The sequence below is a fragment of the Novosphingobium sp. PC22D genome (genome assembly GCF_002556635.1).
Lineage (GTDB): Bacteria > Pseudomonadota > Alphaproteobacteria > Sphingomonadales > Sphingomonadaceae > Novosphingobium.
The window spans coordinates 60,001-84,334 of the sequence record NZ_MWMO01000013.1 but is presented as its reverse complement, the minus strand read 5'-3'; the positions used below and the strand labels follow the sequence as shown (position 1 = coordinate 84,334).

Annotated in this window: 21 protein-coding genes (1 of these 21 cut by a window edge); 13 read left to right on the top strand and 8 right to left on the bottom strand. The window is 67.7% G+C overall.

Features of this window, described 5'->3' with window-relative positions; all coding sequences use genetic code 11:
- Window positions 1-44: 44 nt before the first annotated feature.
- Window positions 45-1,442 carry an FAD-dependent oxidoreductase gene (locus B2G71_RS17490; RefSeq protein WP_240530210.1) on the top strand — a complete coding sequence of 466 codons (1,398 nt, stop codon included), beginning with the start codon at window positions 45-47 and terminating at the stop codon, window positions 1,440-1,442.
- 167 nt (window positions 1,443-1,609) lie between these two features.
- On the opposite strand, the gene B2G71_RS17485 is transcribed toward B2G71_RS17490, so the two are convergent.
- Window positions 1,610-2,767 carry an FAD-dependent monooxygenase gene (locus B2G71_RS17485; protein WP_168176400.1) on the bottom strand — a complete coding sequence of 386 codons (1,158 nt, stop codon included), beginning with the start codon at window positions 2,765-2,767 and terminating at the stop codon, window positions 1,610-1,612.
- 192 nt (window positions 2,768-2,959) lie between these two features.
- Between B2G71_RS17485 and B2G71_RS17480 the strand changes: the two genes are divergently transcribed.
- A complete protein-coding gene (locus tag B2G71_RS17480; RefSeq protein ID WP_098108000.1) occupies window positions 2,960-4,129 on the top strand; it encodes an acyl-CoA dehydrogenase family protein in 1,170 nt (389 codons plus the stop codon).
- 12 nt (window positions 4,130-4,141) lie between these two features.
- Here B2G71_RS17480 and B2G71_RS17475 read toward each other — a convergent pair whose 3' ends face one another.
- Entirely contained in the window at window positions 4,142-5,266 is a 1,125-nt protein-coding gene (locus tag B2G71_RS17475) for a CoA transferase (protein WP_098107999.1), read from the bottom strand.
- Between the two features lie 99 nt (window positions 5,267-5,365).
- Here B2G71_RS17475 and B2G71_RS17470 point away from each other — a divergent pair, with 99 nt between their 5' ends.
- From B2G71_RS17470 to B2G71_RS17445, 6 genes are all read left to right on the top strand, one after another.
- The gene (locus B2G71_RS17470) at window positions 5,366-6,085 is read left to right on the top strand and encodes an isochorismatase family cysteine hydrolase (protein ID WP_141521600.1); all 720 of its coding nucleotides are present in this window, start codon (window positions 5,366-5,368) and stop codon (window positions 6,083-6,085) included.
- The gene (locus B2G71_RS17465; protein ID WP_098107997.1) at window positions 6,086-7,534 is read left to right on the top strand and encodes an MmgE/PrpD family protein; all 1,449 of its coding nucleotides are present in this window, start codon (window positions 6,086-6,088) and stop codon (window positions 7,532-7,534) included.
- Window positions 7,531-8,304 carry an SDR family oxidoreductase gene (locus B2G71_RS17460; protein WP_168176399.1) on the top strand — a complete coding sequence of 258 codons (774 nt, stop codon included), beginning with the start codon at window positions 7,531-7,533 and terminating at the stop codon, window positions 8,302-8,304. Before B2G71_RS17465 ends, B2G71_RS17460 begins: the two co-directional genes overlap by 4 nt.
- 4 nt (window positions 8,305-8,308) lie before the next feature.
- The gene (locus B2G71_RS17455) at window positions 8,309-9,208 is read left to right on the top strand and encodes a polysaccharide deacetylase family protein (protein WP_098107995.1); all 900 of its coding nucleotides are present in this window, start codon (window positions 8,309-8,311) and stop codon (window positions 9,206-9,208) included.
- Between the two features lie 206 nt (window positions 9,209-9,414).
- Complete coding sequence (locus tag B2G71_RS17450) at window positions 9,415-11,526, top strand: TonB-dependent receptor (RefSeq protein ID WP_240530203.1); 2,112 nt, start codon at window positions 9,415-9,417, stop codon at window positions 11,524-11,526.
- Window positions 11,527-11,603: 77 nt separating this feature from the next.
- On the top strand, window positions 11,604-12,401 hold the full coding sequence (locus B2G71_RS17445) for an alpha/beta hydrolase (protein ID WP_168176398.1): 798 nt from the start codon (window positions 11,604-11,606) through the stop codon (window positions 12,399-12,401).
- Window positions 12,402-12,431: 30 nt separating this feature from the next.
- Here B2G71_RS17445 and B2G71_RS17440 read toward each other — a convergent pair whose 3' ends face one another.
- Window positions 12,432-13,739 (bottom strand): MFS transporter, encoded by a 1,308-nt coding sequence (locus tag B2G71_RS17440; protein ID WP_098107992.1) that lies wholly within the window; start codon window positions 13,737-13,739, stop codon window positions 12,432-12,434.
- Window positions 13,740-13,886: 147 nt separating this feature from the next.
- Here B2G71_RS17440 and B2G71_RS17435 point away from each other — a divergent pair, with 147 nt between their 5' ends.
- The 3 genes from B2G71_RS17435 (at window position 13,887) to B2G71_RS17425 (ending at window position 16,710) form a co-directional block, all read left to right on the top strand.
- Window positions 13,887-14,627: an Asp/Glu racemase gene (locus B2G71_RS17435; RefSeq protein ID WP_098107991.1), complete on the top strand. Its 741-nt coding sequence runs from the start codon at window positions 13,887-13,889 to the stop codon at window positions 14,625-14,627.
- Window positions 14,628-14,629: 2 nt separating this feature from the next.
- Complete coding sequence (locus tag B2G71_RS17430; protein WP_168176397.1) at window positions 14,630-15,823, top strand: FAD-dependent monooxygenase; 1,194 nt, start codon at window positions 14,630-14,632, stop codon at window positions 15,821-15,823.
- 107 nt (window positions 15,824-15,930) lie between these two features.
- A complete protein-coding gene (locus tag B2G71_RS17425) occupies window positions 15,931-16,710 on the top strand; it encodes a helix-turn-helix domain-containing protein (RefSeq protein WP_098107988.1) in 780 nt (259 codons plus the stop codon).
- Window position 16,711: 1 nt separating this feature from the next.
- Here B2G71_RS17425 and B2G71_RS17420 read toward each other — a convergent pair whose 3' ends face one another.
- Window positions 16,712-17,674, bottom strand: coding sequence for a VOC family protein (locus tag B2G71_RS17420; protein WP_098107987.1), 963 nt, complete (start codon window positions 17,672-17,674; stop codon window positions 16,712-16,714).
- Window positions 17,675-17,850: 176 nt separating this feature from the next.
- Here B2G71_RS17420 and B2G71_RS17415 point away from each other — a divergent pair, with 176 nt between their 5' ends.
- On the top strand, window positions 17,851-19,170 hold the full coding sequence (locus B2G71_RS17415) for an LLM class flavin-dependent oxidoreductase (protein WP_098107985.1): 1,320 nt from the start codon (window positions 17,851-17,853) through the stop codon (window positions 19,168-19,170).
- A gap of 21 nt (window positions 19,171-19,191) precedes the next feature.
- On the opposite strand, the gene B2G71_RS17410 is transcribed toward B2G71_RS17415, so the two are convergent.
- From B2G71_RS17410 to B2G71_RS17395, 4 genes are all read right to left on the bottom strand, one after another.
- A complete protein-coding gene (locus tag B2G71_RS17410) occupies window positions 19,192-20,889 on the bottom strand; it encodes a thiamine pyrophosphate-binding protein (RefSeq protein ID WP_098107984.1) in 1,698 nt (565 codons plus the stop codon).
- Between the two features lie 3 nt (window positions 20,890-20,892).
- Entirely contained in the window at window positions 20,893-21,456 is a 564-nt protein-coding gene (locus tag B2G71_RS17405; RefSeq protein ID WP_098107982.1) for a cysteine hydrolase, read from the bottom strand.
- Between the two features lie 8 nt (window positions 21,457-21,464).
- On the bottom strand, window positions 21,465-22,691 hold the full coding sequence (locus B2G71_RS17400; RefSeq protein WP_098107981.1) for a M24 family metallopeptidase: 1,227 nt from the start codon (window positions 22,689-22,691) through the stop codon (window positions 21,465-21,467).
- A gap of 93 nt (window positions 22,692-22,784) precedes the next feature.
- Complete coding sequence (locus B2G71_RS17395; protein ID WP_098107979.1) at window positions 22,785-23,987, bottom strand: MFS transporter; 1,203 nt, start codon at window positions 23,985-23,987, stop codon at window positions 22,785-22,787.
- Between the two features lie 246 nt (window positions 23,988-24,233).
- On the opposite strand from B2G71_RS17395, the gene B2G71_RS17390 reads away from it, so the two are divergent.
- Window positions 24,234-24,334: the start of a hypothetical protein gene (locus tag B2G71_RS17390; RefSeq protein WP_098107978.1), read on the top strand. 574 nt of this gene lie beyond the right edge of the window; only the first 101 of its 675 coding nucleotides appear in the window; it begins with the start codon at window positions 24,234-24,236; its stop codon lies beyond the right edge, outside the window.

The following is a 24,334-nucleotide window of genomic DNA, read 5'->3' as shown; positions in this document are numbered from 1 at the left end:
GCTGCCAGATGCCAAACGGCCAATCGTTGACGAGCGGACCCTTGATGCAGAACCATGACGTCATCGTCGTCGGCGCCGGAACCGCCGGCATTCCCGCCGCGCTTGAAGCGGCGAAGCGCGGGCTGCGCGTCGCCCTGGTCGAGGCGGCCGACGACATCGGCGGCACGCTGCACTTGTCGACCGCCTCGATCAGCGCCGCGGGCACATCGATCCAGCAGCGCAACGCGATCGCGGATTCGCCCGACGGCCACTTCGCCGACTATCAGCGCATCAACCACGGCACCGGCTTCGCGCCGCTCGTGCGGCGCTGGGTCGACGAGGCGCCCGAGACGATCGAATGGCTGCTTTCGATCGGCTGGCGCAGCGATCCTGACACCGCGGTCTTCGCGCCCGAACACGACCTTTACGCGGTGCCGCGCACCTACCGCAGCTCCGGCCTCGGCCTCGGCGTGATCGCCGCCTATCGCGACGCGCTCGACCAGGCCGCCGCGAACGGCGCGCGGATCGAGATCATGACCGGCACCCGCTGCACCGGGTTCCTCACGCATGACGGCCGGGTGACGGGCATTCGCGCGCAACGCGCGGGCACCGAAATCGAACTTGGCGGCGACGCGGTGATCGTCACCGCCGGGGGCTTCAGCGGCAGCGATGCGAAATGGCGCGACTTCTACGGCTTCAGCCCGCTGCGCTACGGACTGCCCACGGTGGTCGGCGACGGTATCGACGCGGTCCGCGCGATCGGCGGGACGACCTGGTTCGACGACTATGTGCTGCCCAACTTCGGCGCGGTGCGCGACATCGGCGGACCGCCTTCGGCCTGGATTCACTCGACGATCCTGCCCGCGATACGCCAGCCCTGGGAAATCTACGTCAATCTCGAAGGCGAACGCTTCATGCGCGAGGACGAGACGCACATCTTCGCCCGCGAGCGCGCCGTGCAGCGCCAGACCGACTGGGGCTTCTGGGTCGTCTACGACGAAGGCGTGCGCTGGGCCTCGCCGCCGCTTCTGAAGTTCCCGCCCGAGACGGTGGAAGAAAAGTTCTCCGGCCCCGATAGCGACTACGTGCGGGCCGACTCGATCGCCGAACTCGCGGCAGCGATGGGCGTGCCTGCCGATCCGCTGGCGCGCTCGATCCGCTTCTACAACCAGGGCCAGGCGGTCGGCAGCGACATGTTCGAACGCGAACACCTGCCCGCGCCGATCGAAAAGCCGCCCTTCTACGCGGTGCGCCACTACGGCTACGCCATCAGTTCCTACCCCGGCATCCGCGTCGACGAAAGCCTCGCCGCGCTGCGCGCGGACGGATCGCGGATCGAGGGGCTTCATGCCGCGGGCGAGGCGATCGGCATCGGGTTTCTGGGACTGGGCTTTCTGAGCGGGTCGATCGTCTCATCGGCGATCACCTTTGGGCGCCGCCTCGGCCGCACCGTGCTGGCATAAGCGCCGCGAAGGCCCGACAGGGGGCCGGTGCGGCATCGGCCACGCTCCGTGCGCGGGATATGATCGACCCCCGCGGTTTCCCGCTCCCGGCGTCCTTGCGATCGTCAACCGGTTGCCCGAGGGGCGCGGTCCCGACGACCTCGAAACCGCCGCCCCTCGAGGCGCGCTCAGGCCGCGAGCGGCACCGAGGCGGGATCGTAGGCCATGAGCTGCTGATGATCGAGCGGCCGCGCCGTGGCGACGCCACCCGACTGATCGGCAAGGCCCTGCGCGCGCGATTGCAGCAGCACGCCGTTCGCCCGGTCCTTGCGCGTCGCCTCGTAGATCGCCAGCGCTTCTTCCAGGGGCTTGCCGCTGGTGAGCGCACGGCCGAGCACGACCGCGTCCTCGATGCCCATCGCCGCGCCCAGCCCGAGGAACGGCAGCATCGGATGCGCGCCGTCGCCGAGCAGCGCGACGCGCCCGACGACCCACCGCTCGATCGGATCGCGATCGAACAGCGCCCACTTGCGCGTGCCGTCGATCGGCGCCCGCTTCAGCAGTTCCTCTAGTTCCGGGTTGGCGCCGGCGAACTTCTCGAGCAGTTCCTCGTGCTCGACCGGAGTCGACCAGCCTTCTTCCGTCCACGAATCGGTCGGCACGAACCCGACGCCGTTCACCAGCGTGCCGTGGCGGATGATGTAGCGCAGCAGCGTCTTGCCCTGCCCCGTGTACTTCACCGAGGCGCCGTGGCCGAGATAGTCTGCGACATCGGCCACGGGCACGAGGAAGCGATAGGCGACCTGGCCGGTGAAGCGCGGGTTTTCCTCACCGAACAGCAGTGCGCGCACGCGCGAATTGATGCCGTCGGCTCCGAGCAACACGTCGCCGCGCGCCTCGCTGCCGTCCTGGAAGGTGACGGTGACGCCCTCGGCATCCTGCGCGAGATCGACCACCGCCTTGCCGAGCGTGATGCACTCGCTGTCCGCGGCCCGCACCGCATCGGCCAGGATCTCGTGAAGGTCGGCGCGGTGGATCTGGTAGTAATAGGGAATCTCTCCCGCCTCGCGCGCGGTCTGCATGAGATCGGGACCCTCCTCGGGCTCGCCGGTCTCGAAATCGACCGCACCCGCGCGCGCGGGAATGTCGGCCGCCTTTTCGATCACGTCCTGCAGCCCGAGCGAGAACAGGCCGCGACTGGCCGGCTGCGACAGCGTGATCCCGGCCCCGACTTCGGCGAACTCCTTCGCCTGCTCGTAGAGGCGTACCTTCACGCCCTTCTGCAGCAGCGCGAGCGCGGCGCTGAGGCCGGCGATGCCGCCGCCTGCAATGATCACGTTTTCCATGGCGGTCTCTTTCCCGAAGTTGGCTGTCACCCCGTTGCTAGGCCAGACTCGCTTGAAACGCGGCATTCCGGAAGTTGCAATGTTCGCCTCGTGGACATGCGATCGCGCGACCTGTCTGACGCGCCAAGGGGCTGGCAAGTGCACGATCGAGCCGTCACTGAGACGAACGGACGAAAAGCGAGGCTTGAGATCATGGTACCGCTCGAACAGGACGATCCCCACCTGCCGATTCGGGAAGCGGTGCGGGCGCTGGTCGGGCAGTTCTCCGACGAATACTTCCGCAAGGTGGACGCGGCGCGCGGCTATCCCGAGGAATTCGTCGACGCGCTGGTCCGCGACGGCTGGCTCGCGGCGCTGATTCCCGAGCAGTACGGCGGCTCGGGCCTGGGCCTCGCCGAGGCTTCGGTGATCATGGAAGAGATCAACCGCGGCGGCGGCAATGCCGGCGCGTGCCACGGGCAGATGTACAACATGGGCACGCTCGTGCGGCACGGCTCGGAGGCGCAGAAGCGCGACTACCTGCCAAGGATCGCCTCGGGCGAGCTGCGCCTGCAATCGATGGCGGTGACCGAGCCGACCACCGGCACCGACACCACCAAGCTCAAGACGACCGCCGTGCGCAAGGGCGAGCGCTATGTCGTCAACGGTCAGAAGGTCTGGATCAGCCGGGTGCAGCATACCGATCTGATGATCCTGCTTGCGCGCACCACGCCGCTTGCCGAAGTGAAGAAGCGCAGCGAAGGCCTGTCGATCTTCATCGTCGACGTGAAAGCGGCGATCGCGAGCGGCGCCCTGACCGTCCAGCCGATCGCCAACATGGTCAACCATGAGACCAACGAGCTGTTCTTCGAGGATCTCGAAATCCCCGCCGAGAATCTGATCGGCGAGGAAGGCAAGGGCTTCAAGTACATCCTCGACGGTCTCAACGCCGAACGCACGCTGATCGCGGCGGAATGCATCGGCGACGGCTACTGGTTCGTCGATCGCGCCGCGGCCTATGCGGGCGAGCGCGTCGTCTTCGGGCGGCCGATCGGCCAGAACCAGGGCGTCCAGTTTCCGATCGCGGAAAGCTACATGGAAGTGCGCGCGGCCGATCTCATGCGTTTCCGCGCCTGCGACCTGTTCGACGCGCACAAGCCTTGCGGCGCCGAGGCGAACATGGCCAAGCACCTTGCGGCCAAGGCCTCGTGGGAAGCGGCCAACGCCTGCATGCAGACCTACGGCGGCTTCGGCTTCGCCTGCGAATACGACATCGAACGCAAGTTCCGCGAGACCCGCCTCTACCAGGTCGCGCCGATCAGCGCGAACCTCGTGCTGTCCTATATCGGCGAGCACGTTCTGGGCATGCCGCGCTCGTTCTGAGCGGTTCGCCTCTCAGCTTCCAAATTCCTCGCGCAGCGCGGCAGTGTCCGCGCCGATCGCCGGGACGGGGCCCAAGGTGGGCCGGCTGTCACCGTTGCGCACCGCCGGCGGCGCGGGAATGACCGCCGCGCCGCCGGGCGTATCGACCTCGACCCGGCGCAACTGCGGATGGCTCGACAAGCCGTCAACGCCGTTCAATCGGCCGTGGGCGATGCGTGCCGCGTCGAGCCGCCGCGCGAACTCGGCGCCGTCGATCGGGGCAAGCGCGGCGCCGATCGCCTTGTCGAGCATTACCCGGTTCGCGCAGCGCGACGAATTGCTCGAAAACTCCGGACGCGTGGCCAGCGTCTCATCACACAGGACCCGCGCGCAAAAGCTCGCCCATTCGCGCTCGTTCTGGACGGCGACGACGATCGCGGTGCCGTCACCACAGCGATAGGTCCCGTACGGCGCGATCGAGGGATGCGCCATGCCCACGCGCGAGGGCGCCTTGCCGCCATAGTCGTGGTGCAACAGCGGCACGGCCATCCACTCGGCGAGGCTGTCGAACAGCGAGACGGCAAGGGTCGAGCCCTCGCCGGTCCGTTCGCGAGCGAGCAGAGCATCGAGGATCGCGGCGTAGGCATTGGTGCCGCAGGCGATGTCCGCGATCGAGACGCCGACCCGGCCCGGCGCTTCGGGCGTGCCGGTGATCGAGGCCAGCCCCGTCTCGGCCTGCACCAGAAGGTCGTAGGCCTTGGCGTCGCGATAGGGCCCCTCCTCGCCGAAGCCCGAAATCGAGCAGCAGATCAGCCGCCGGTGCCGCGCGCGCAGGCTCCCGATCGACAGGCCCAGCCGGTCGATCGCGCCCGGCGCGAGGTTCTGCACGAAGACGTCTGCGCGCGCGATCATTGCCCTGACCAGCGCGAGATCGGCCTCGTCCTTGAGATTGGCGACGCACGACTGCTTGCCGCGATTGAGCCACACGAAATAGGCGCTCTCACCTTGCACGACATGATCGTAACCGCGCGCGAAGTCGCCTTCGGGACGCTCGATCTTGATCACGCGCGCGCCGGAATCGGCGAGCCTTGCCGTGCACAAGGGCGCCGCCACCGCCTGCTCCAGCGAAACCACGGTGATTCCCGAAAGCGTGGCCATCCTCTGCTTCTCCTCAGCGCGTCCGATCCCTTGCCGCTAGGCTGAAGCCCGGCGGGGCATCAGTCCCGCCGCGAGGCGCTGACCACCTAGTGAATACCGGTGCACAGCCCACACGGAGCCCGGCCTGCCACATCCTATGACTCGTCGCACAGCCTGCCGGAAAACGAAGAGGAGCAGCCCATTCGCGAGATGATGGACAGCCTGGCCGAACTGGCCCGCCCCGCGCGTACGGCGCTGCTGATCGTCGACATGCAGAAGGACTTCTGCACACCCGGCTTCGGCGCCGAACGTGCCGGGCGCGATCTCGGCCCCGCCAACCGCGCGATGCCGCAGATCGCGAGACTGCTCGAAGGCGCCCGCGCGAGCGGGGTCACCGTCGCCCACGTCGGATTCTGGACCTTGCCCGACCACGGCAGTGATTCCGACACCTGGCTGCAGAAACGCCGCGGCGCCACCGTCTCGGCACCCGACTTGTGCATCGCCGGGAGCGAGGGCGCCGAGTTCGTCGACGCGCTCGCACCTGTCAAAGGCGAGCTGGAAATCCGCAAGCACCGCTACAGTGCGTTTACGGCCACGAGCCTCGACCTGCTGCTGCGCGCGCGCGACGTGCGCACCATCGTCGTCACCGGAGTGTCGACCAACGTCTGCGTCGAGACCACGTTCCGCGCCGGTTTCGAGCTTGGCTACGCGGTGCTCGTTCCGCCCCAGGCCTGCGCGTCGTGGCACGAGCGCCTTCACGAAGCTGCGCTCGAGAACGTGCGCCACCGCTTCGGCGCGACGCCGTCCGTTGATGAAATCCTGGCCGTCTGGAACTCCTGAATGACCTCAAGCACGCTTACCCACGCCGTCGTCGCGTTCATCTGCCGTCCGGCGCCCGACGTGCCGAGCGGCGAGCACCTGCGCCTTGCCCGCCGCTGCATTCTCGACGGCCTCGCCGTGATGGTCGGCGGCAGCCAGCAGCCCGGCATGGCCCCGCTCGCACGCTACATCGCGGCGACCGGCGGCAACGGAACCAGCCGTCCGCTCGGCGCGGGTGACGTGAAGCTGCCGCCGCATCTCGCCGCGCTTTGGACCGGGACCGCGGGCCACGCGATGGACTGGGACGACACGCAGCTCGCCGAAGGCCCGGGCCGTCCCTACGGGTTGCTGATGCACCCCACGGTGCCGCCGCTCGCCGCCTCGCTCGCGCTGCTCGACCAGGTTGCCGCCGAGACCGGCGCGCCGGTGGACGGCGGCCGCTTCGTCGACGCCTTCGCGACCGGCTTCGAGGTGGGCTGCAAGATTGCCGAGGCGATCAACCCCGAGCACTACATGCGCGGCTTCCACACCAGCGGTACGATCGGGACCTTCGCCGCGACCGCCGCCGCTTGCCGCATGCTTGGCCTCGATGCGGCCGCCACAGCCCGCGCGATCGGTATCGCCGCGTCGTGCGCGGCGGGCGTGCGCGCCAACTTCGGAACGATGACCAAGCCCTTCCACGTCGGCCGCGCCGCCGAGAACGGCGTCACCGCCGCGCTGCTCGCGCGCGAAGGCTTTTCGGCGAACACCGAGGCGCTCGACGGCAAGTGGGGCTATCTCACGATCGCCGGGCCGGGCGGCGAACCCGAACTGGTTCGCGATCGCTTCGGCGCGCCCTATTCGATGGTCACGCCGGGCGTGAGCATCAAGCCCTATCCCTCCGGCGTGCTCACGCACCCGAGCATGGACGCGCTGCTGTTCCTGATGTGCGACGAGGGCATCGCGGCGGATGCGATCGACAGCATCGTGCTCCATGCCGGCTTCAACGTGCTCGGCCCGATCCGCTTTCGCATCGCCAAAACCGAGCTGGAGGGCAAGTTCTCCTTCGCCTTCCTGCTCGCCGCGATCGCGCTGCGCGGCCGCTGCGGCAAGGACGAGTTCACCGACGAATTCGTCGCCTCGCCCGCGTGCCAGGCGATGCAGGCGCGTATCGAGACTCATCACGACGAGGCGATCGACGCGATGGGCTGGGACAAGATCCGCTCGCGCGTCGCGGTGCGCCTGAAGGACGGCCGCGTGCTCGAACGCTGGGCGGACGAGGCCTATCGCGGCGGTCCGGACAACCCGCTCACCGACAGCCAGCTCGAAAGCAAGTTCGCCGACAACGCCTCGGGCCTGCTCAGCGCCGAGCGCCAGGACGAGGTCTTTGCCTTCCTGCGCACCATCGAGCAGGCGAGCGACGCGGGCCGGGCGATCGCGCTGTGCGACTGGGGCGCCTTCAAGGCTGCCGGCCTGGAGACGGGACTGTGAACCTCGGGCTCGAGGGCAGGAGCGCGCTGGTCTTCGGCGGCAGCCGGGGCATCGGCGCGGCCGCGGCGGCGGCGCTTCATGCCGAGGGCGTGCGCATGGCGTACACCGGGCGGAGCGAAGCGTCGCTGCGGGCAACCGGCGAGCGGCTGCCCGGCGCAACCGGCCTGACCGCCGATCTCACCCGCGAGGGGGATGCCGAGCGCTGCGTCGCACAGGCCGTGGCCGCGCTGGGTTCGATCGACCTCGCCGTGATCAGCGCGGGCGCGGCGCAGGGCGGCGCATTCGAGACACTCGACGATGCCGTCTGGACCGACGCGCTCGACCTCAAGTTCCTGGGCATGGTGCGGGCGCTGCGCGCGCTGATCCCGCCGATGGCCGAGGCCGGGCACGGCAAGATCCTCGTCATCGTCGGCAACAACGGACGCCAGCCCAACGGCATGATGCTGCCCGGATCGGCCGCCAACGCGGCCTGCCTCGCGGTAATCCGGGGCCTTGCCGACGTGGTCGCGCCCAAGGGCATCCGCATCAACGCGCTCAATCCCGGCCCCACGCGGACCGATCGCTGGAGCGGGATGCTCGAGCGCATGGCGAGCGCCGACCCGCGCTCGCCGGCCGAGATCGAGGCGGACCTGCTCAAGAGCCAGCCGCTGGGCCGGATCGCCGAGCCCGAGGACATCGGGCGCCTCGCCGCGATGATGCTTTCTGACGCGACCGACATGCTCGTCGGCACCTCGCTGACCGCCGACGGCGGCGCCACGAAGGGGCTCTGAGCCGATGACCACGAACCCGCGCGTCCCCTTCAGCCTCTCCTCGCAGCGCGCGCCGATCGCGCCCCCGCCCGGCGGCGGCCTGATTGTTCACATCGTGGTCAATATCGAGAGCTGGCGCTTCGACCACCCGATGCCGCGCAAGCTGCTGCCGGCTCCCCACGGCGCCGAAGCCGTGCCCGACGTGCCCAATTTCGCCTGGGCCGAATACGGTATGCGCTGCGGCATGCCGCGCCTGTTCGAGAGTCTCTCGCGGCGTGCCCTGCCCGTGACCTGCGCCTTCAACGCCGGCGTGATCGACAACTATCCCACGCTGGCGCAGGCCGTGCTCGACGCGGGCTGGGAAGTCATGGGCCATGGCCTCCACCAGAAGGCGCTCACCGCCGAGGACGGGGAGGCCGCGCTCATCGGAGAAGCGATCGCGAAAATCGCCGCCTTCACCGGCAAGCCCGTCGCGGGCTGGCTCGGCCCAGGGCTGCGGCAGAGCAGCGAAACGCTCGATATTCTCGCCGCCGCGGGCGTGCGCTACTGCTGCGACTGGCTGCTTGACGATCTGCCGTTCTGGATGCGCACCGCGAGCGGGCCGATGATCGGCATCCCCTATTCGCTCGAGATCAACGACAGCGTCATCTATGCGGTCGAGAAGCACAGCTCGCGCGAAATCTTCGAGCGGCTCGAGACCACGATCGCGACTTTTGCCCCCGAGATCGCGGCGGGCCAGCCGCGCATCCTGACGATCGGGATGCATCCGCACCTCATCGGCGCGCCGCACCGCTTCTTCTGGTTCGAAAGGATGCTCGACCTGCTTGTCGAGCGCGACGACGCGAGCTTCATGACCGGAAGCCAGATCGCCGACTGGTTCGAAACGGCGGGCGATCCCGCGGAAAAGGCCGAGGTCGCGTCCTGACGCACGCAGCGATGGTGCGCGCCACGAAGCGCCGCCTTCGCCGCCGATGCCCGATTGCGAGGCGGTTTTGTGTCCGCGTGCCGAATAAAAGTGATGGGTGATATCGGCATTGCCGCAGTGCAAGATACCTTCGCACTCCATCGCCAATTCCAAAAAAGACCATGGGGAAGCAGGCGAACCGGGGAATCAATCTGAGGGATACTGACATGCTGGACGTAAGACACGCCTCGCTCGCCTCCATTTTGACTGTCGCCTTGTGCGGTGCAGCAAACGCGCAGGAGGCACGGGACGACTCGTTCGAAGACATCATCGTCACCGCGCAGCGCACCGATCAACGCCTGCAGGACGTTCCGGTCAGCGTCACCGCCGTGACAGCGGCGGAAATCGACCGCAAGCAGATCAACAGCGCGCTCGACCTGAACCGTGTCGCCCCGAACGTGCAGTTCGACGGCGTGACCGGCGGAACCACCGGTCTCAAGCCCTACATCCGTGGCGGCGGCATTACCGACGGCGGCTTCGTGCTCTCCGAATCCGAAGTCGCGATCTACATCGACGACGTCTACATGGCGCGCCTCAGCGGCGCCGCCGTCGACATGGCGGTGCTCGACCGGATCGAGGTCCTGCGCGGCCCGCAGGGCGTGCTCTACGGCCGCAACTCGTCGGCGGGCGCGGTGAACTTCATCACTCGCGGTCCCTCGGACACCTTCAACGGCATGCTCGAGGTGGGCTACGGCACCTGGAACGAGCGCCGCGCCAAGGGCTATATCTCCACCCCGCTGACCGCCGACGGCAAGCTGCGCATCTCCGCCAGCGGCCTCGTGCGCGCACGCGACGGCGGCGCGCAGTATAACGCCACGCTCGACAAGAAGGTCGGCGCCAACAACTTCGAGGGCGGCCAGGTCGACCTCGCCTACGTCTCCGACACCTTCAACATGCGCCTGACCGGCTTCTACATGAACACCAATTCCGACGGCCAGTATGCCGTCAACACGGTGCTCAACGAGGACGGCACCGACCGTGTTCCGATTTCGGGTTCGTATCGCACCGTCCTCTCGCCGGTCGAATCGTACACCGACAACGAACAGTATGGCGTGCGCCTGCACATGTCGGTCGAATATCCCGGCGGCGAGCTGCGCTCGATCACCGGCTATTCCGAGCTCGACGAGGAGTGGCGCGAAGACTTCTCGGGCGGCGTTCCGCCATCGTTCCTCGGCCAGGCCGGCGACACCCCGCTGGCGCTGTTCGACCGTACGCTCGGCGCCACGCAGAAGCAGTTCAGCCAGGAACTGCAGGCCGCCGGCTCGATCGGCACTTTCGTCGACTACGTCGCGGGCCTCTACTATTTCCACGAAACGGCCGACCAGAGCGCCTATACCGTCACCTTCTTCGTGCCCGCCACGCTCAACTACCAGCCCGTGACCGACAGTTTCGCCGGTTACGCGCAGGGCACCTTCCACCTCAGCGACAAGCTCTCGCTGATCCTCGCGGGTCGCTACACGATCGACGACAAGGATCTCTACGGCGGCTTCAACGGCACTTACGTCAACGTCACCAATACTTACAAGAAGTTCACGCCGAAGGCGGGCATCGACTTCAAGATCACACCCGACATCCTCGTCTACGCATCGTACAGCAAGGGCTTCAAGGCGGGCGGCTACAACGGTCTGGCCGGTGATCTCAATCAGCTCTCGACGCCTTTCCGCCCGCAGATCACGACAGCCTACGAGGCGGGTTTCAAATCCACCCTTCTCGGCAATCGCCTGCGCCTCAACATCGCCGCCTTCCAGAACGACATCAAGGATCGCCAGCAGACGGCGAACAACAACGACGGCTCGTTCATCATCGAGAACTACGACGTGCGCATTCGCGGCATCGAGGCGGAAGTCTCGCTCAAGCTGCTCGAGGGGCTGACGCTCTACGGCAACGGCGCGCTGAACGACGGCAAGTACACCGGGGTCGACTCCGACGTCGCAACGCTGATCAACAACGATCCGCCGTCGCTGCCCGACTACCAGTTCACCGTCGGCTTCGACTACGAAGTCCCCGTCGGGCCGGGCACGTTCGGCATCGGCTCGGACTTCCGCATGACCGATGCGTACTTCTCGACCGCGGACAACGCGCTGATCGGGTCGATCCCGAGCCGCGAGATCCTCAACGGCTACGTGAACTACGAGGTCGGACCGCTCACCTTCCAGGTCACCGGCAAGAACCTGACCCAGGTCACCGCCTATCAGACCGGTTTCGGGTTCTCGGTCGTGAACCCGCGCTTCATCATCGAGCCGCGAACGATCCTCGGCACGGTGAAGTTCAAGTTCTGATCCGGTCGCCCCGGGAACCGGGTTCCCGGGGCGACCTTCCGGGCATCCGCAAGACGTGAGGGGAAGAGGCTGTGTCGGTGCGACCCATTCGTAAGGGCTACGTCGATATCCCCGAGGGCCAGGTTCACTATCACGAAGCGGGGAGCGAGGAGCCCTGCGTGGTCTTGCTGCACCAGACCGCGCTTTCGGCGAAGACCTACGATCCCCTGCTCGCGAGCGGCACACTGGAGAATCGCTGCATCGCTCTCGACACGCCCGGCTTCGGCGGATCGTTCGACCCGCCCGGATGGCCCAGCCTCGAGACTTACGCCGACCAGGCGATCGCCGCGTTCACGCGGCTCTGCCCTTCCCCCGTGCATCTGTTCGGTCACCATACCGGCGCCAGTCTCGCCATCGAGATCGCCGCGCGCGCGCCCGACCGTGTCGCCTCGCTGATCCTCGCGGGCCCGGTCTTCATGACCCAGGCCGAGCGCGAGGACTTCATTGCCGGCTACAAAGACCCCATCACCCCCCGGCGCGGCGGCGAGCACCTGATGCGCAACTGGGACTACGCGGCCAGCCACAATCCCGACTGCGACATCGCGATCCTGCAGGATGCCGTGGTCGACCTGCTGCGCGCATGGCGCGGGCGCCCGCAGGCCTACATGGCTGTCGCGCACCACGACACCGAGGCGCGCGCGAAGAAGGTCGCCGCGCCCGTCCTGCTGATGACCACGCCCGGGGACTTCTTCCACGCCAGCTTCGATCGCGCCAAGGCGCTTTTCCCGGGCGCCCGGCTCGCCCAGACCGGCGGCGACAACTTTCCCGCCGCATCCGATCCCGAGGGCGTCGCGGCGGCCGTCCGCGCCTTCCTCGAAGCCCTCGACGAAGACTGATCAGCGGACGCACCGGGCCGCGCCCACCCGCTAGTCCCGCGCTTTGGCGAAGTCTGGATAGCGGCCCAGCGTCAGCAAGCCGACCGCGCTGAACAGGAACAGTCCGGCGGCCATGTACAGGACGTTGGTGTAAGTGTCGGTGAGATCGTGCACCGCTCCGAACAAGGCGGGGGACAGGCCCGCCCCGAGGCCGAAGAATGCGTATTGCGCCGCGTAGAGCGTCGAGAAATTGCGTTGCCCGAAGTAGCGGCTGGTGAGGAAGGCGACGAGATCGAACTCCGCGCCAGAGGCCAGCGCGATCATCACCACGGCGACGGCGACGAGAATCCCGGTGTCGGCGACCGTGGCAAGCAAGAGCGCGCCGACGCAGGGCGAGACGAGGAAGACGAAACCGACACCCGGTGCCCAGAAGCGGTCGAGCAGCCATCCCGAAACGAGCCGGCCGAAGACGATGACCACCCCGTAGAGACTCATCTGTGCCGCTGCCTCGCCCAGACTGAATCCGCGGTCCACCAGCATCGGCACCAGGTTGCTGAGCACGCCGCCCAGTCCGACCGCCGCCGCCAGCGTGAGCAGCCCCATGGCCCAGAAGCGATAGCTGAAGAGCGCCTCGCGCACTTCGAGCCCGCCGATCTCGCGCCCGGCGGCCTCGCGCCCGCGGCCCGCCATCGCCGCGTGCCGCGGCGGGCCGCCCCGGGGCAGCAGCATGGCAATCGCCGGCAGAGCGAAGATCAGCGGCAGCAGCCCGAGCCCGACATAGGCCATGCGCCATCCGACGGCATCGACGAGCGACTGGACATAAGGCGGAAGCAGCGCGCCCGATATGCCCGTCGTGCAAAGGGCAATGCCGAGCGCCATGCCGCGCTTCTTGTCGAACCAGGCGCCCACGACTTTCGCGAAGGTCGGCGGCAAGGTGCCGACCGACAGGGCCGAACGCGTCGCATAAAGCAGGTAGTAAACCCAGATGTGACTGCTCGTCAGTGCCAGCGCGATCGTCATCAGGCCGATCGCGGCGCAGGAGAACAGCGCGACCGGCCTTGCGCCGATGCGGTCGTTCAACCGCCCGACCAGCGGCCCGACCATCAGGATCGCCAGGGTGTCGAATGCCGCCGCGCCCAGGATTTCCGCGCGCGACCAGCCGAATTCGCGTTCGAGCGCGACGGCGAAAACGCCCGAGGTGAACATGAACAGCGGCGACATCCCAAGTCCGATGCCCAGCGAACTCGCCACCAGCACCGGCCAGCCCCGCGCGAACTCTCCGCGCTCGCGTTCCGGGGAAACCTCCCGCGTGATCACCGCGTAGTCTGCCATCGCATCGGTACCTCGTTGCCGTTCCATGACCGCTTCACGCTATTACGAAACGTTCGCAGGGCGCCGCCCTTGAGCTTCGATATTCACAGCACGGATAAAGCGCCGGATCGCTGTCCGCGCGTGGTCGCCGAAACCCTAGCGTCGAGCGCGCTTGGAGAGTGAGGAGATCTCAAGTTGGACAGCCTCGGTTGGAAGGCTCAGATCGGCATTGTCGTTCCGTCGACGAACACCATCGTCCAGCCCGAATGCGAGGCGCTGCGACCGGCGGGCGTGACGAACCACGTGTCGCGCGCTCATATCCGGGAGCGCAAGATCTCGGGCGAAAAGGAATACATGGAGCATGTCGCGGCGATGCGCGCCGGGATCGGCGATGCCATTGACCGGGTCATGACCAGTCAGCCCCAGCATCTCGTCATGGGCATCGCGCTGGAGGCGTTCTGGGGCGGCGTCGAAGGCGCGGCCAAGCTCGAGAAGGAGCTGAGCGAACGCTCGGGCGTGGGCGTCTCGATGGGCTCGAACGCCACGCGCGCCGCGCTGGAAGCATTCGGCGCCAGGCGGATCGCGGTCCTCACCCCGCATCAGCCGCGCGGCGATGAAATGGTACGCCTGTTCCTCGAGGAAGCGGGGTTCGAGATCGTCCGTCTCAAGAGCCTTCGCTGCGCTTCGCCGCGCGCGATCGCGCAAGTGAAAGCCGAAGACGTGCGCGCCGCCTACGCCGAACTCGACGGCGACAACGTCGATGCGTTGCTCCAGGTCGGCACCAACCTGGCCGGCATGGCGGTGGCGGCCGAGGTCGAGAAGACGGTCGGCAAGCCGGTACTCTCGATGAATGTCATCACTTACTGGCATGCCCTGCGCGCGCTCGGGATCGAAGACCCGATCGCCGGTTACGGCCGCATTCTCGAAGAGTTCTGATCGTGGCTGACAAAGTCGTCATCGTCGGCGCCGGGCCGAGCGGCCTGTCGGCCGCGCTGTTTCTCGACGAGATGGGCATTCCCGTCACCGTGATCGAGCGCGGGACCGGGCCCTCCGATGATCCGCGCGCGGCGACGTTCCATCCGCCGACGCTCGAACTGCTCGCCCCGAGCGGGGTCACCGCAGAACTGCTCGAACGCGGGATCAAGTCGCCCTTGTGGCAACATCGCGACCGCAAGAAGGGCCTGATCGCCGCGCTGGACCTTTCGGTCCTCTCGCGAGAGACCGAGCATCCCTACCGCTTGCAGTGCGAGCAGCATAAGTTCGTCCAGATCCTCTCGAAGCATCTCGCCGATCGCCCGGGAGTGGAAATCCGCTACGGCACCGATCTGCTGTCGGTCGAACAGGACGCCGACAAGGTCATGCTCGCCACCACCTCGGGACCGGTGGCGTGCGACTGGCTGATCGCTGCCGACGGGGGCCGCAGCCTCGTCCGCAAGAGCCAGGACATCGTCTTCGAGGGCTTCACCTACAAGGAGCGCTTCCTCGTCATCACGACGAACTATGACTTCGCCAAACGCGGCTTCGCGGTCTCGAACTACATCGCCGATCCGGACGAATGGTGCGCCGTGTTCAAGGTTCCGGGCGATCGTCCCTCCGGCCTGTGGCGCTCGGTCTTCCCGATGGACGAGGACGAAGATGAGGAGACCATCGTCAGGGACTTCGCCTCCGCCCACGCGCGCGTCGCCCGGTTCGTTCCCGAACAGGACGCCTTCGACGTGGTGCATGTCAACGTCTACAACGTCCACCAGCGAGTCGCCTCGACCTTTCGCAAGGGACGGATCATGCTGATCGGGGACGCCGCGCACGTGAACAATCCGCTGGGCGGAATGGGCATGAACTTCGGCATCCACGATGCCCACAATCTCGCCGAAAAGCTGGCCGCCGTGGTCAAGGGCGAGGCCGATGAGAGCATTCTCGACCGCTTCTCCCGCCAGCGCCGCTACGCCGCGCAGACCTTTCTCCAGCGCATGACGATCCAGAACAAGCGCAACCTCGAAGAGCGCGATCCGGATCTCAAGCTGGCGCGCGAAAAGGAACTCGCGGAGATCGCGGCCGATGAAGAGCGTTCGCGCGCACACCTGATGCAGACCTCGATGATCGCGGGCTATCGCGCCGCAAACGCCATCGAATGACCGCAAGGCACGCCATCCCCTTGCGGTGCCCGGCTGGACAGACGGCTTGCCCTTGAGGCAGTCTGCCCTCTTCGCAACGCCTTACGCCTTGCCGACTCGGGAAAGCGATGGACGATAAGATCCCGATCCGCACCGTGACGCGCGCGGTCACCGTCCTGCGCGCGATCAACCGGCACGGGTCGATGAACATGATGTCGATCGCGCGCGCCAGCGGGCTTTCCTACCCGACGGCCTACCGCCTCGTGCAGACGCTGATCTACGAAGGCCTGATCGAGCGTGAGCCCTCGCGCAAATACTACCGGCCGACCGCGCTCGTTCAGGAACTGTCGGTCGGCTACCGGCCGCACAACCAGCTCGTGGCGATCGCGCGCCCCTATCTCGAGAAGATGACCCAGTCGATGGGCTGGCCAGTCTCGATCGCCAGCCCGGTGGGCATGAACATGGTGCTGCGCGATTCGACCCACGCGCAGACCACGCTGACTTTCGAGCACTACCCGCCCGGCTTCACCTTCCCGCTGGTCGAATCCGCGTCGGGGCACTTGTGCCTCGCCCTCTCCTCGGACGAAGTCTTCGAGGAGATCGTCCATTGGCTGCAGGAGAACGAAGGGAGCGAGGATGCGCTCGCGCACCTGCCGAGCGATGCCGCGCTCGCGAGAATCCGCGAGCGCGGCTATGCGGTGAAGGCCTGGGGGCGCTACAATCTCACCCCGGGGCGCACCTCCGCGATCTCGGTCCCGATCTTCCGGCGGGGGACATTCGAGGCCGCCCTGACCTTGATTTTCTTTGCCAGCGCCATGTCGCAGGACGTCGCGATCGAGCGCTATCTGCAAGAGCTTCAGGACAACGCCACGGCCATCAGCGACGCGGTGAGCTGGCCCGCCGCCTGACCTATCGGCGCGAATAGAACTCGATGATCGCGCCTTCCGGCGAGCGTACCGCGAACACGGTGGCGGCCCCGTAAGGAGCGATCTCGAGGTCGATCGGCTCTGCGTAGAGGCCGCCGCCGCGCGCCGCGATCTCGCCGGCGTAGCGCCTTGCGTCGTCGACTTCGAAGCGCAGCGAGAGGATGCCCGCGTTGGGCGCGACGCAGGCGTCGTCGCAGCGGCGCCCGCTCATCGCGGCATTGTGGATCAGTTCGACACCGCCTTCCGGCGATCCGGGTGGGTTGACCATGGCAATGCGGCGCGGCGCGGCGATCGCCTGCGGCATCGGCAGGCCGAGCACGTCCGCGCCCGGTTCGGCGACGTTCTCGACCGTAAAGTCGAGCCGCTCGTCCCAGCCGAGGATTTCGCGGTAGAAGGCCATCGCGCCGTCGAAGTCGGCGACCATCTGGGTGGAATTGAAGACCGGCGAGAGCTTGCCGTCCGGGCTCAGCCCCGGAACCTCGGGCGAATAGCGCTGGATGATCGCCAGAACGAGACCCTCCGGGCCGATGGCGACGACCTGCCGCACCGAGAAATGCGCCTCGCTGTAGTCGACCGGTTCGCCGAAGGCGGTCCAGCCGAAGCGCTGCAGGCCGCGATAGATCCGGTCGACATCGGCGGAGAACATGTCGACATCGAAGATCCCGCCGGTGTCCCAGGTGCGCTGGCTCGAACGCATCACCTGCTGGTCGCAGCCATGGAAGCGCACGAGCCGGATCGCGCCGCGCCCGCCTTCCGAGCCCGGGGGCACCATAAGCGCCTGCTCGATCCGCTCACATCCTTCGGAAACTCGCCACGCGGCGAATTGCTCGGGCGGCGCGTCGTCGAGCGGCCACCATTCGTAGCCACAGACCTCGCTGAGCGGCTCGGCCAGTCTCGCGATGTCGAACGTACTGAAGACCGCTTCCTGGATCGGGTAGGCTTCCATCGGGTATTCGCTCCTTGCCCGGTGTCTGGCGCGAGCATACCGAGCGCGGCCCGCCACCGTAGCGGATCGGCCGGGATGTCCGACAGGTGAGGACGCGCGCACGCGGACTGTTACTGCAAGCCACCAAAATGCACCTTCGCATGGCCAAGCCTTCAGTCAGATTCCGGGACCCGTCCATGCCAGCCGACAAAAAGAAACTGCACTTCTGCGTCTTTCCGCACGGCGGCCCGCTCGCCTGGCGCATCGCCGGATCGACGACCGAGGGCTATCTCGACTTCGAGTGGTACAAGCGGGTCGCTCGAACCGCGGAAGAGGGCCTGTTTGACGCGCTGTTCATTGCCGACAACGTCGCCATCAACCACTGGCTGACCGGCATGGCCGCCGCCGACCGGATCGGCAATGCGGTGTGCTTCGAACCCTTCACCCTGCTTTCCGCGCTCGCCGCAGTGACCGAGCATATCGGGCTCATGGCCACGGCCTCGACCACCTACAACCACCCGTTCCACGTCGCGCGCATGTTCGCCTCGCTCGATCATCTGAGCGGCGGGCGCGCGGGCTGGAACGTGGTCACCTCGAAGTCGCCATCCGAGGCCGCGAACTTCGGCCTGCTCGACGAGATCAAGAGCGCCGACCGCTACGTGCGCGCCAACGAGTTCGTCGATGTCGTCAAGGGCCTGTGGGACAGTTGGGACGACGACGCCTTCGTCCGCGACAAGCAGACGGGCGCATTCTACGACGCGAGCAAGATGCATCCGCTCAACCACGCCGGCGCGCAGTTCCGCGTGGAAGGGCCGCTCAACGTCCCCCGACCGCCCCAGGGGCATCCGGTGCTGTGCCAGGCGGGCCAGTCGGAAGACGGGCTGAACCTCGCCGCGCGCACCGCGGACCTGATCTTCAACAACAAGCACTCCGTCGAGGGCAACCGGGCGCTGCGCGCCGACGTGCGCGCCCGCGCCGCGAAGGCCGGACGCGATCCCGACGAGCTGCTGTTCATGCCCGGTGTCTTCGTCGTGGTCGGCGGCACCGAGGAGGAGGCCCGGCGCAAGATCACGGACGCGCGCGATTCGGTGGACGAAACCACCGCCAAGCGCTTCCTCCAGCCGTTCCTCCCCTCGATCGACCTCATGCCGATGGAGTTCGACGCGCCGCCGCCCGACACCCCGGATGTCCGCGAGGCGGCCGGGTCGATGGGCGTGGTGCTCGAGGAGGACGGACGCCGCCTCTCGATCCGCCAGCTGTGCACGTCGTTCGGCAACCACTGGCGCCAGTTCGAGCTGGTCGGCACTCCCGAACAGATCGCCGACCGCATGGCCGAGTGGTTCGAGGCCGGCGTCATCGACGGCTTCAACCTGATGACGCTCACCAATCCGGACGGCTATGCCGACATCGCCGAAGGCGTGGTCCCGCTGCTGCAGAAGCGCGGGATCTACCGCGAGGGCTATGAAGGCAAGACGCTGCGCGAGACCCTGGGGCTGTCGCGGCCGGGCCTGGGCTGAGCTGGGGCCGGCCCGCCCGCCTCAGCCTTCCGGTGCCGCAAGGTCGCGGAAGACGAGGAAGGACACGCGCGGGTCGGCCTTGAGCGCAAAGCCCGCCTCGGGGTCGATCGTCACGTCGAGCAAGGCCGGGGCGGGGCCGTTGAAAAAGTCCTGCATGACCGTGTCGAGCGTCTCGGGGGCCGAGGTTTCCGCCGACGCCACGCCCAGCCCCTGCGCCACCAATGCGAAACGCGCCGCCGAGAGCCGCGTGTTGGCGTGGCGTCCGGTGACGATCTTCTGCCCGTGGTACTCGGTGCCCCACTGCGCGTCGTTGCCCACGACGATGCGCATCGGCAAGGCGTGGCGCGCCAGCGTCTCCAGCTCGGCAAGGTAAAAGCCGAAGGCGCCGTCGCCGGTCAGCAAGGTGACGGGAACCGCCGCCCTGCCCTCGGCGCGCGCCGCTTCCAGCTCGGCGGCGGCGGCGCCGATGCCGAGGATGAAGCCGGTGCCCATCGAGCCCATCGGATGATGGTCCATATAGCCGCGCGGCCGGGCTATACGGATCGCCCCATAACTCCAGTTGAGCACGTCGGCGCCGTCGCCGGCCATGCAGCCCTCGCGCGGGCGGTGGCGTTCGACAGCGCGCGCGAGATCGAGCCCATGGATCGCCTCGCCCGACGTCAGCGCGGCGACCGCCTCGCGGCGTTCGGCGAGCGCATCGTCGAGCCAGGTGCGCGACCAGCCCAGCCCTTTCGCGGCCAGCACCTCGGCGAGTTGCGCCAGCGCGAGGCCGGGATCGCCGACAACGCCAAGCGCGACCTCGCGGTTACGGGCGATCGCTTCGGAATCCGCGTCGATCTGCGCGATCCTGAGGCTCGCCGGAAAGCGCGGCTCGCGCCCGAAGCCGAACCACATGTTGAGCCGCGCGCCCGCGATCACCAGGCCGTCGCTGGCCGGCAGCGCGACTTGTGCATAGGCCCAGGGATAGACGCCCGCGGAATCGTTTTCGGGGACGAGGCCGCGCGCGCCGCCGTAGGAGAAGACCGGCAAACCGAACTCGCGCGACAAACGCTCAAGAGCGGCGGCGGCATGATCGCCGGTGCATCCGGAATCGACCACCAGCGCCGGACGTTGCACCTCGGCGAGCATTGCCGCGATCGCTTCGATCGCCTCGTCCGAGGCCGCCGGAGCCATGGGCAGCGCAGGGACCGGAAGCGGCCCGCGCTGCTCCTCGGCCATCGCCATGTAGTCTTGCGGCACGGTCAGCACGACCGGCCCCGGGCGCCCGCTCTGCGCGATCCGCATGGCGGTGCGCATGTACTCGCCGAGGTCCCTGCGCGACGGCACCGTGCGCGCCCACTTGGTGATAGGCTGCAAGGTCGCGTGCAGATCGACCGGGACTTCGCCCGCCGCCTCTATCCAGCCGTCGATCCAGCGCGTCACCACGACGACCACGGGAGAACCGTACATGTAGGCGCACTGAATCGCGGTCATGGCATTGGCGAGGCCCTGCTCGGCGATGATCGCCGCGACACCGAGCTTGCCCGTCGCGCGCGCATAGCCGTCGGCGGCGCCGACCGCGCTGCTTTCATGGCGCACGCCGATGATCGAGACGCCGCGATCCTCCAGCGGCAGGAGGAAATGGGTATGCCCCGCCCCGCCCAGCGCGAAGACGGTGCCGACCCCGGCCTCGCCCAGCATCTCGGCAAGCAGCGCGCCTCCGGTCATCGAACGTGTCATGATTCAGGCGAACTCCACGCTGTCGCTGGTCGTGATCGTGCCGCTGAGCGCGCGAAGTGCCTCTATCACGCCGTCGTGCTCGTCCTGGCTGCCCGCCGCGCAGCAATCCTCGAGCAGCACGATCTCGAGGTCGCGGTCGTGCGCCTCGCGCACGGTCGAGGAAACCGCATAGGTGGTTGAAACGCCCGAGACGTACAGCTTGTCGATACCCTTGGCGCGAAGGATCAGGTCGAGCGCGGTGCCCCAGAAGGCCCCGACGCGATGCTTGACGATGTCGAGGTCGCCAGGCCGCGGCGCGACCATGGGGTGGACTTCGGTGCCCGTGGTGCCGAGCCGGAGATAGCCCGCATCGTGGAGCGGCTTGAGCAGCGGCGAACAGCGCGGCGCCTCGCGCGTGCCCGAGAATCCGACGCGGACATAGCCGACCGGAACGCCGGCGGCACGGGCCTTCGCGATCGCATCGGCGGAGCGGGCGAGAACCGCGCGGCGTTCGATTTCCTTCACCAGCGCGCCTTCGCCGGTGACGAGGTCATTGATGAGGTCGAGCACGAGATAGAGCGAAGACATGGATGTCCTTACAGCTTGATATAGGGTTCGGAGATGTCATTGAGCGGCTCGCAACCGCCTTCGGTGATGAGCCAGAGGTCCTCGAGATGGACCGACCCGCCGATATCGGTCAGAAGAATCGGACAATCGACGCTCAGGACCATGCCGGGTTCGATCATGTGATCGGCCTTGGCGAAAATCGGGGAGTCACCCTCGAAGGCTTCGTCGGTGTGGAAGAGACCGACGCTATGCGGCGAGGACGGCGTGTAAGCCTCGATCCCCAGCGCCGCGATGGCGTCGCGGCCGATCGTCATGACGTCACTGTAACGCATGTCAGGGCCGAGATTTTCCGAAACCGCCCGGTTGGCCGCCATGGCCGCGTCGAGCGCGCGCATGAGCGCGGGATGCGGATCGCCGACGATGACCGTGCGCCCGTAGTCGCCGTGATAGCGCTCGTAAGCGCTCACCGCGTCGATGAGGAACGCGCGGCCCTCGGTGATCTTCCCTTCGCGGCCTGCATAGGCGCGGCTGTCGATCTGGATGAACGAAGGGATGCCGCCCTTTTCGCCGACCCTGGCGAAGAACGCGCGTTGCAGGTCCTGGTAGCTGTCACCGGGTCCGACCGACGCAAGCGCCTCGCGCGCGGCCTCGGCGTTGAGCCGCGCGGCCCGGCGCATCAGCTCGATCTCGGCGGACGACTTCACCATGCGCACGGCGCGCAGGGCGGGCTCGGCGGCGACCGTGGAGACGCCATCGCCCAGCAGGAAAGAAGCAACGTCGCCGTCGACCGCGAGCACTTTGGCATCGCCCAGCGAGTCCACCGCATCGCGCAGCGCGCGGCGCGCATCGGCGAAGGCGGGACGCCGTGCGAGGTGCGCATCGGTCGCGGTGCGCGTCGCCCGCTCATAGAGGTCGGCAACGCCCCCTTCGGCCCGCGCGAAGTAGGTCGGCGGCGCCACGTCCTCGGCTCCGTCCGGCGCGGTGAACAGGCTAATGGTCACGCCCTCGGGCGCGCCGTTCTGCGTGACGTCGAAGAAATAGAAAAGAAACTGCGAGGTTACGAGAATGACCGGGGCCGAGGCGTCGGCAGGAACGACGGCAAGCGACGTGCCGAGTTGCCCCATCGCGGCGGTCTGCGGCCAGAATCCCGTGGCGTGATAGATGTTGAGCGGGTCGGCCAGGACCAGCGCGTCGATACCCAGGCGCTCGCAAACGGCCTGCGCCCGCGCGCGGTTCATCAGGGGGCGGATCTGCATGGGCTCACCTCGCGTCTTGCATCGACCTGGATAGGGACAGGAGGCCGAAGTGACGCCGCTCCACCGGTTGACTGACCATGGAGCGGACAAGTATCAGTCGCGCGCGACTTGCGTGCGGTAGGGCCCCAGCGTCGCGATCGCGACGACGACCACGGTGAGCGCGAGCCCGGAAAGGACAAGCACGAACTGGTAGTTACCGGTCAGATCGACCGACCAGCCGAAGGCGGGCGGTCCGCACCCGGCTCCGAACGAGAAGAGCCCGAGGATCAGGCCGTACGTCGCGCCGTAGTTGCGCATCGCCGCATAGCGGCCCGTGAGATAGGCGAGCATGTCCACTTCCGCGCCGGCCGCGACGCCCAGCAGCAAAGCCGCGAGAAAGACCGGCCCGCCGCTGAGCAGGACGACACAGGCGATGGCGGGCGAGGCGAGGAAGAACGCCGCGACGTAGGGGGCGTGAAAGCGGTCGAACAGGAAGCCGACGATAACCCGGCTCAGGACCACAGCAAGACCGAGACCGGCGGCCATCCCCGCGGCCTCGGCCGGATCGAGACCGCGATCGACGAGGAGTGGCACGAGATGAACGATCAGTCCTGCAACGATCGCCCCCAAGGCGATCGCGACGGCCACCAGTACGAGAGTCGCCCGGTTGACTTCGAAATTCCCGCGCGGTGCCGACCGGCCCTCGTCGGCGAGGGGCTCGTCACGCGCCATCGCCAGACTGACCGGCAAGCCGATCACGAGCACCGCGGCGCCCATGGCCAGCACCGCCGTGCGCCAGCCGTAGGCGACGATCACCGGGCCCAGGATCGCCGGCGCGAGGATCGCCGCGACCCCCGTGCCGAGCAGCATCAGGCCCAGGGCAAGGCCGCGCCCGGCGTCGAAGCGGGTGGCGATCGCCCGCGCCCAGATCGCGGGCGTCGTTCCGCATCCGGCGAGCGAGACCAGCAGCCAGAGAGCATACCAGCTCCAGATCGAGGGGCCCGCGCGCGAAAGCGCCACGAAGGCAAGCGGCGTCGCGACATAGCTGGCGATCGCGATGGGCTTCACCCCGAAGCGATCCGCCAGCTTGCCGACGATCGGCGCCGACAGGAAAATGCCGAACTGCTCGAAAGTCGCCGCACCCGATACCGCCGCGCGGCTCCAGCCGAACTCGTCTTGCAGGGGTTTCACGAAGAGGCCCAGCGAATAAAAGCCGATGCCGGTCATGCCGACGCAGATGGCGACCGCGGCCGCGATCACGGCAGGCCAGCCCGCGGCGAATTCCCGTCTGGCCGCTAAGGACAGCGCGCTCGTCATCGCGCCATCTCACCCCGGCGGCTTGTGCGATGCAACTTCGTGATCACACTTTGCCGACAGGCGGTCATAGGTCGAGCGAGCGGGCGCACCTCTCGGTTCGAGGGCGGAAAGCATCCGTTCGCAACGCCCCGGCATTGTCCGCGAGGCGGACGCCCGCCGGCACGCGCCTTGCCACCAGCCGCCTGCGGCCCGAACCATGGCCATCGAGGCAGCCCCAGCGCCGACACGATTGGAGACACAAGGCAGATGACCCGCCGCTTCCTTACTGGAAAGATCCTTTATTACGGCCCCGAAGGCGAGAACGGCCGCGAATGGTTCGAATCGGTTGCCCATCCGGGTGGGCGGAC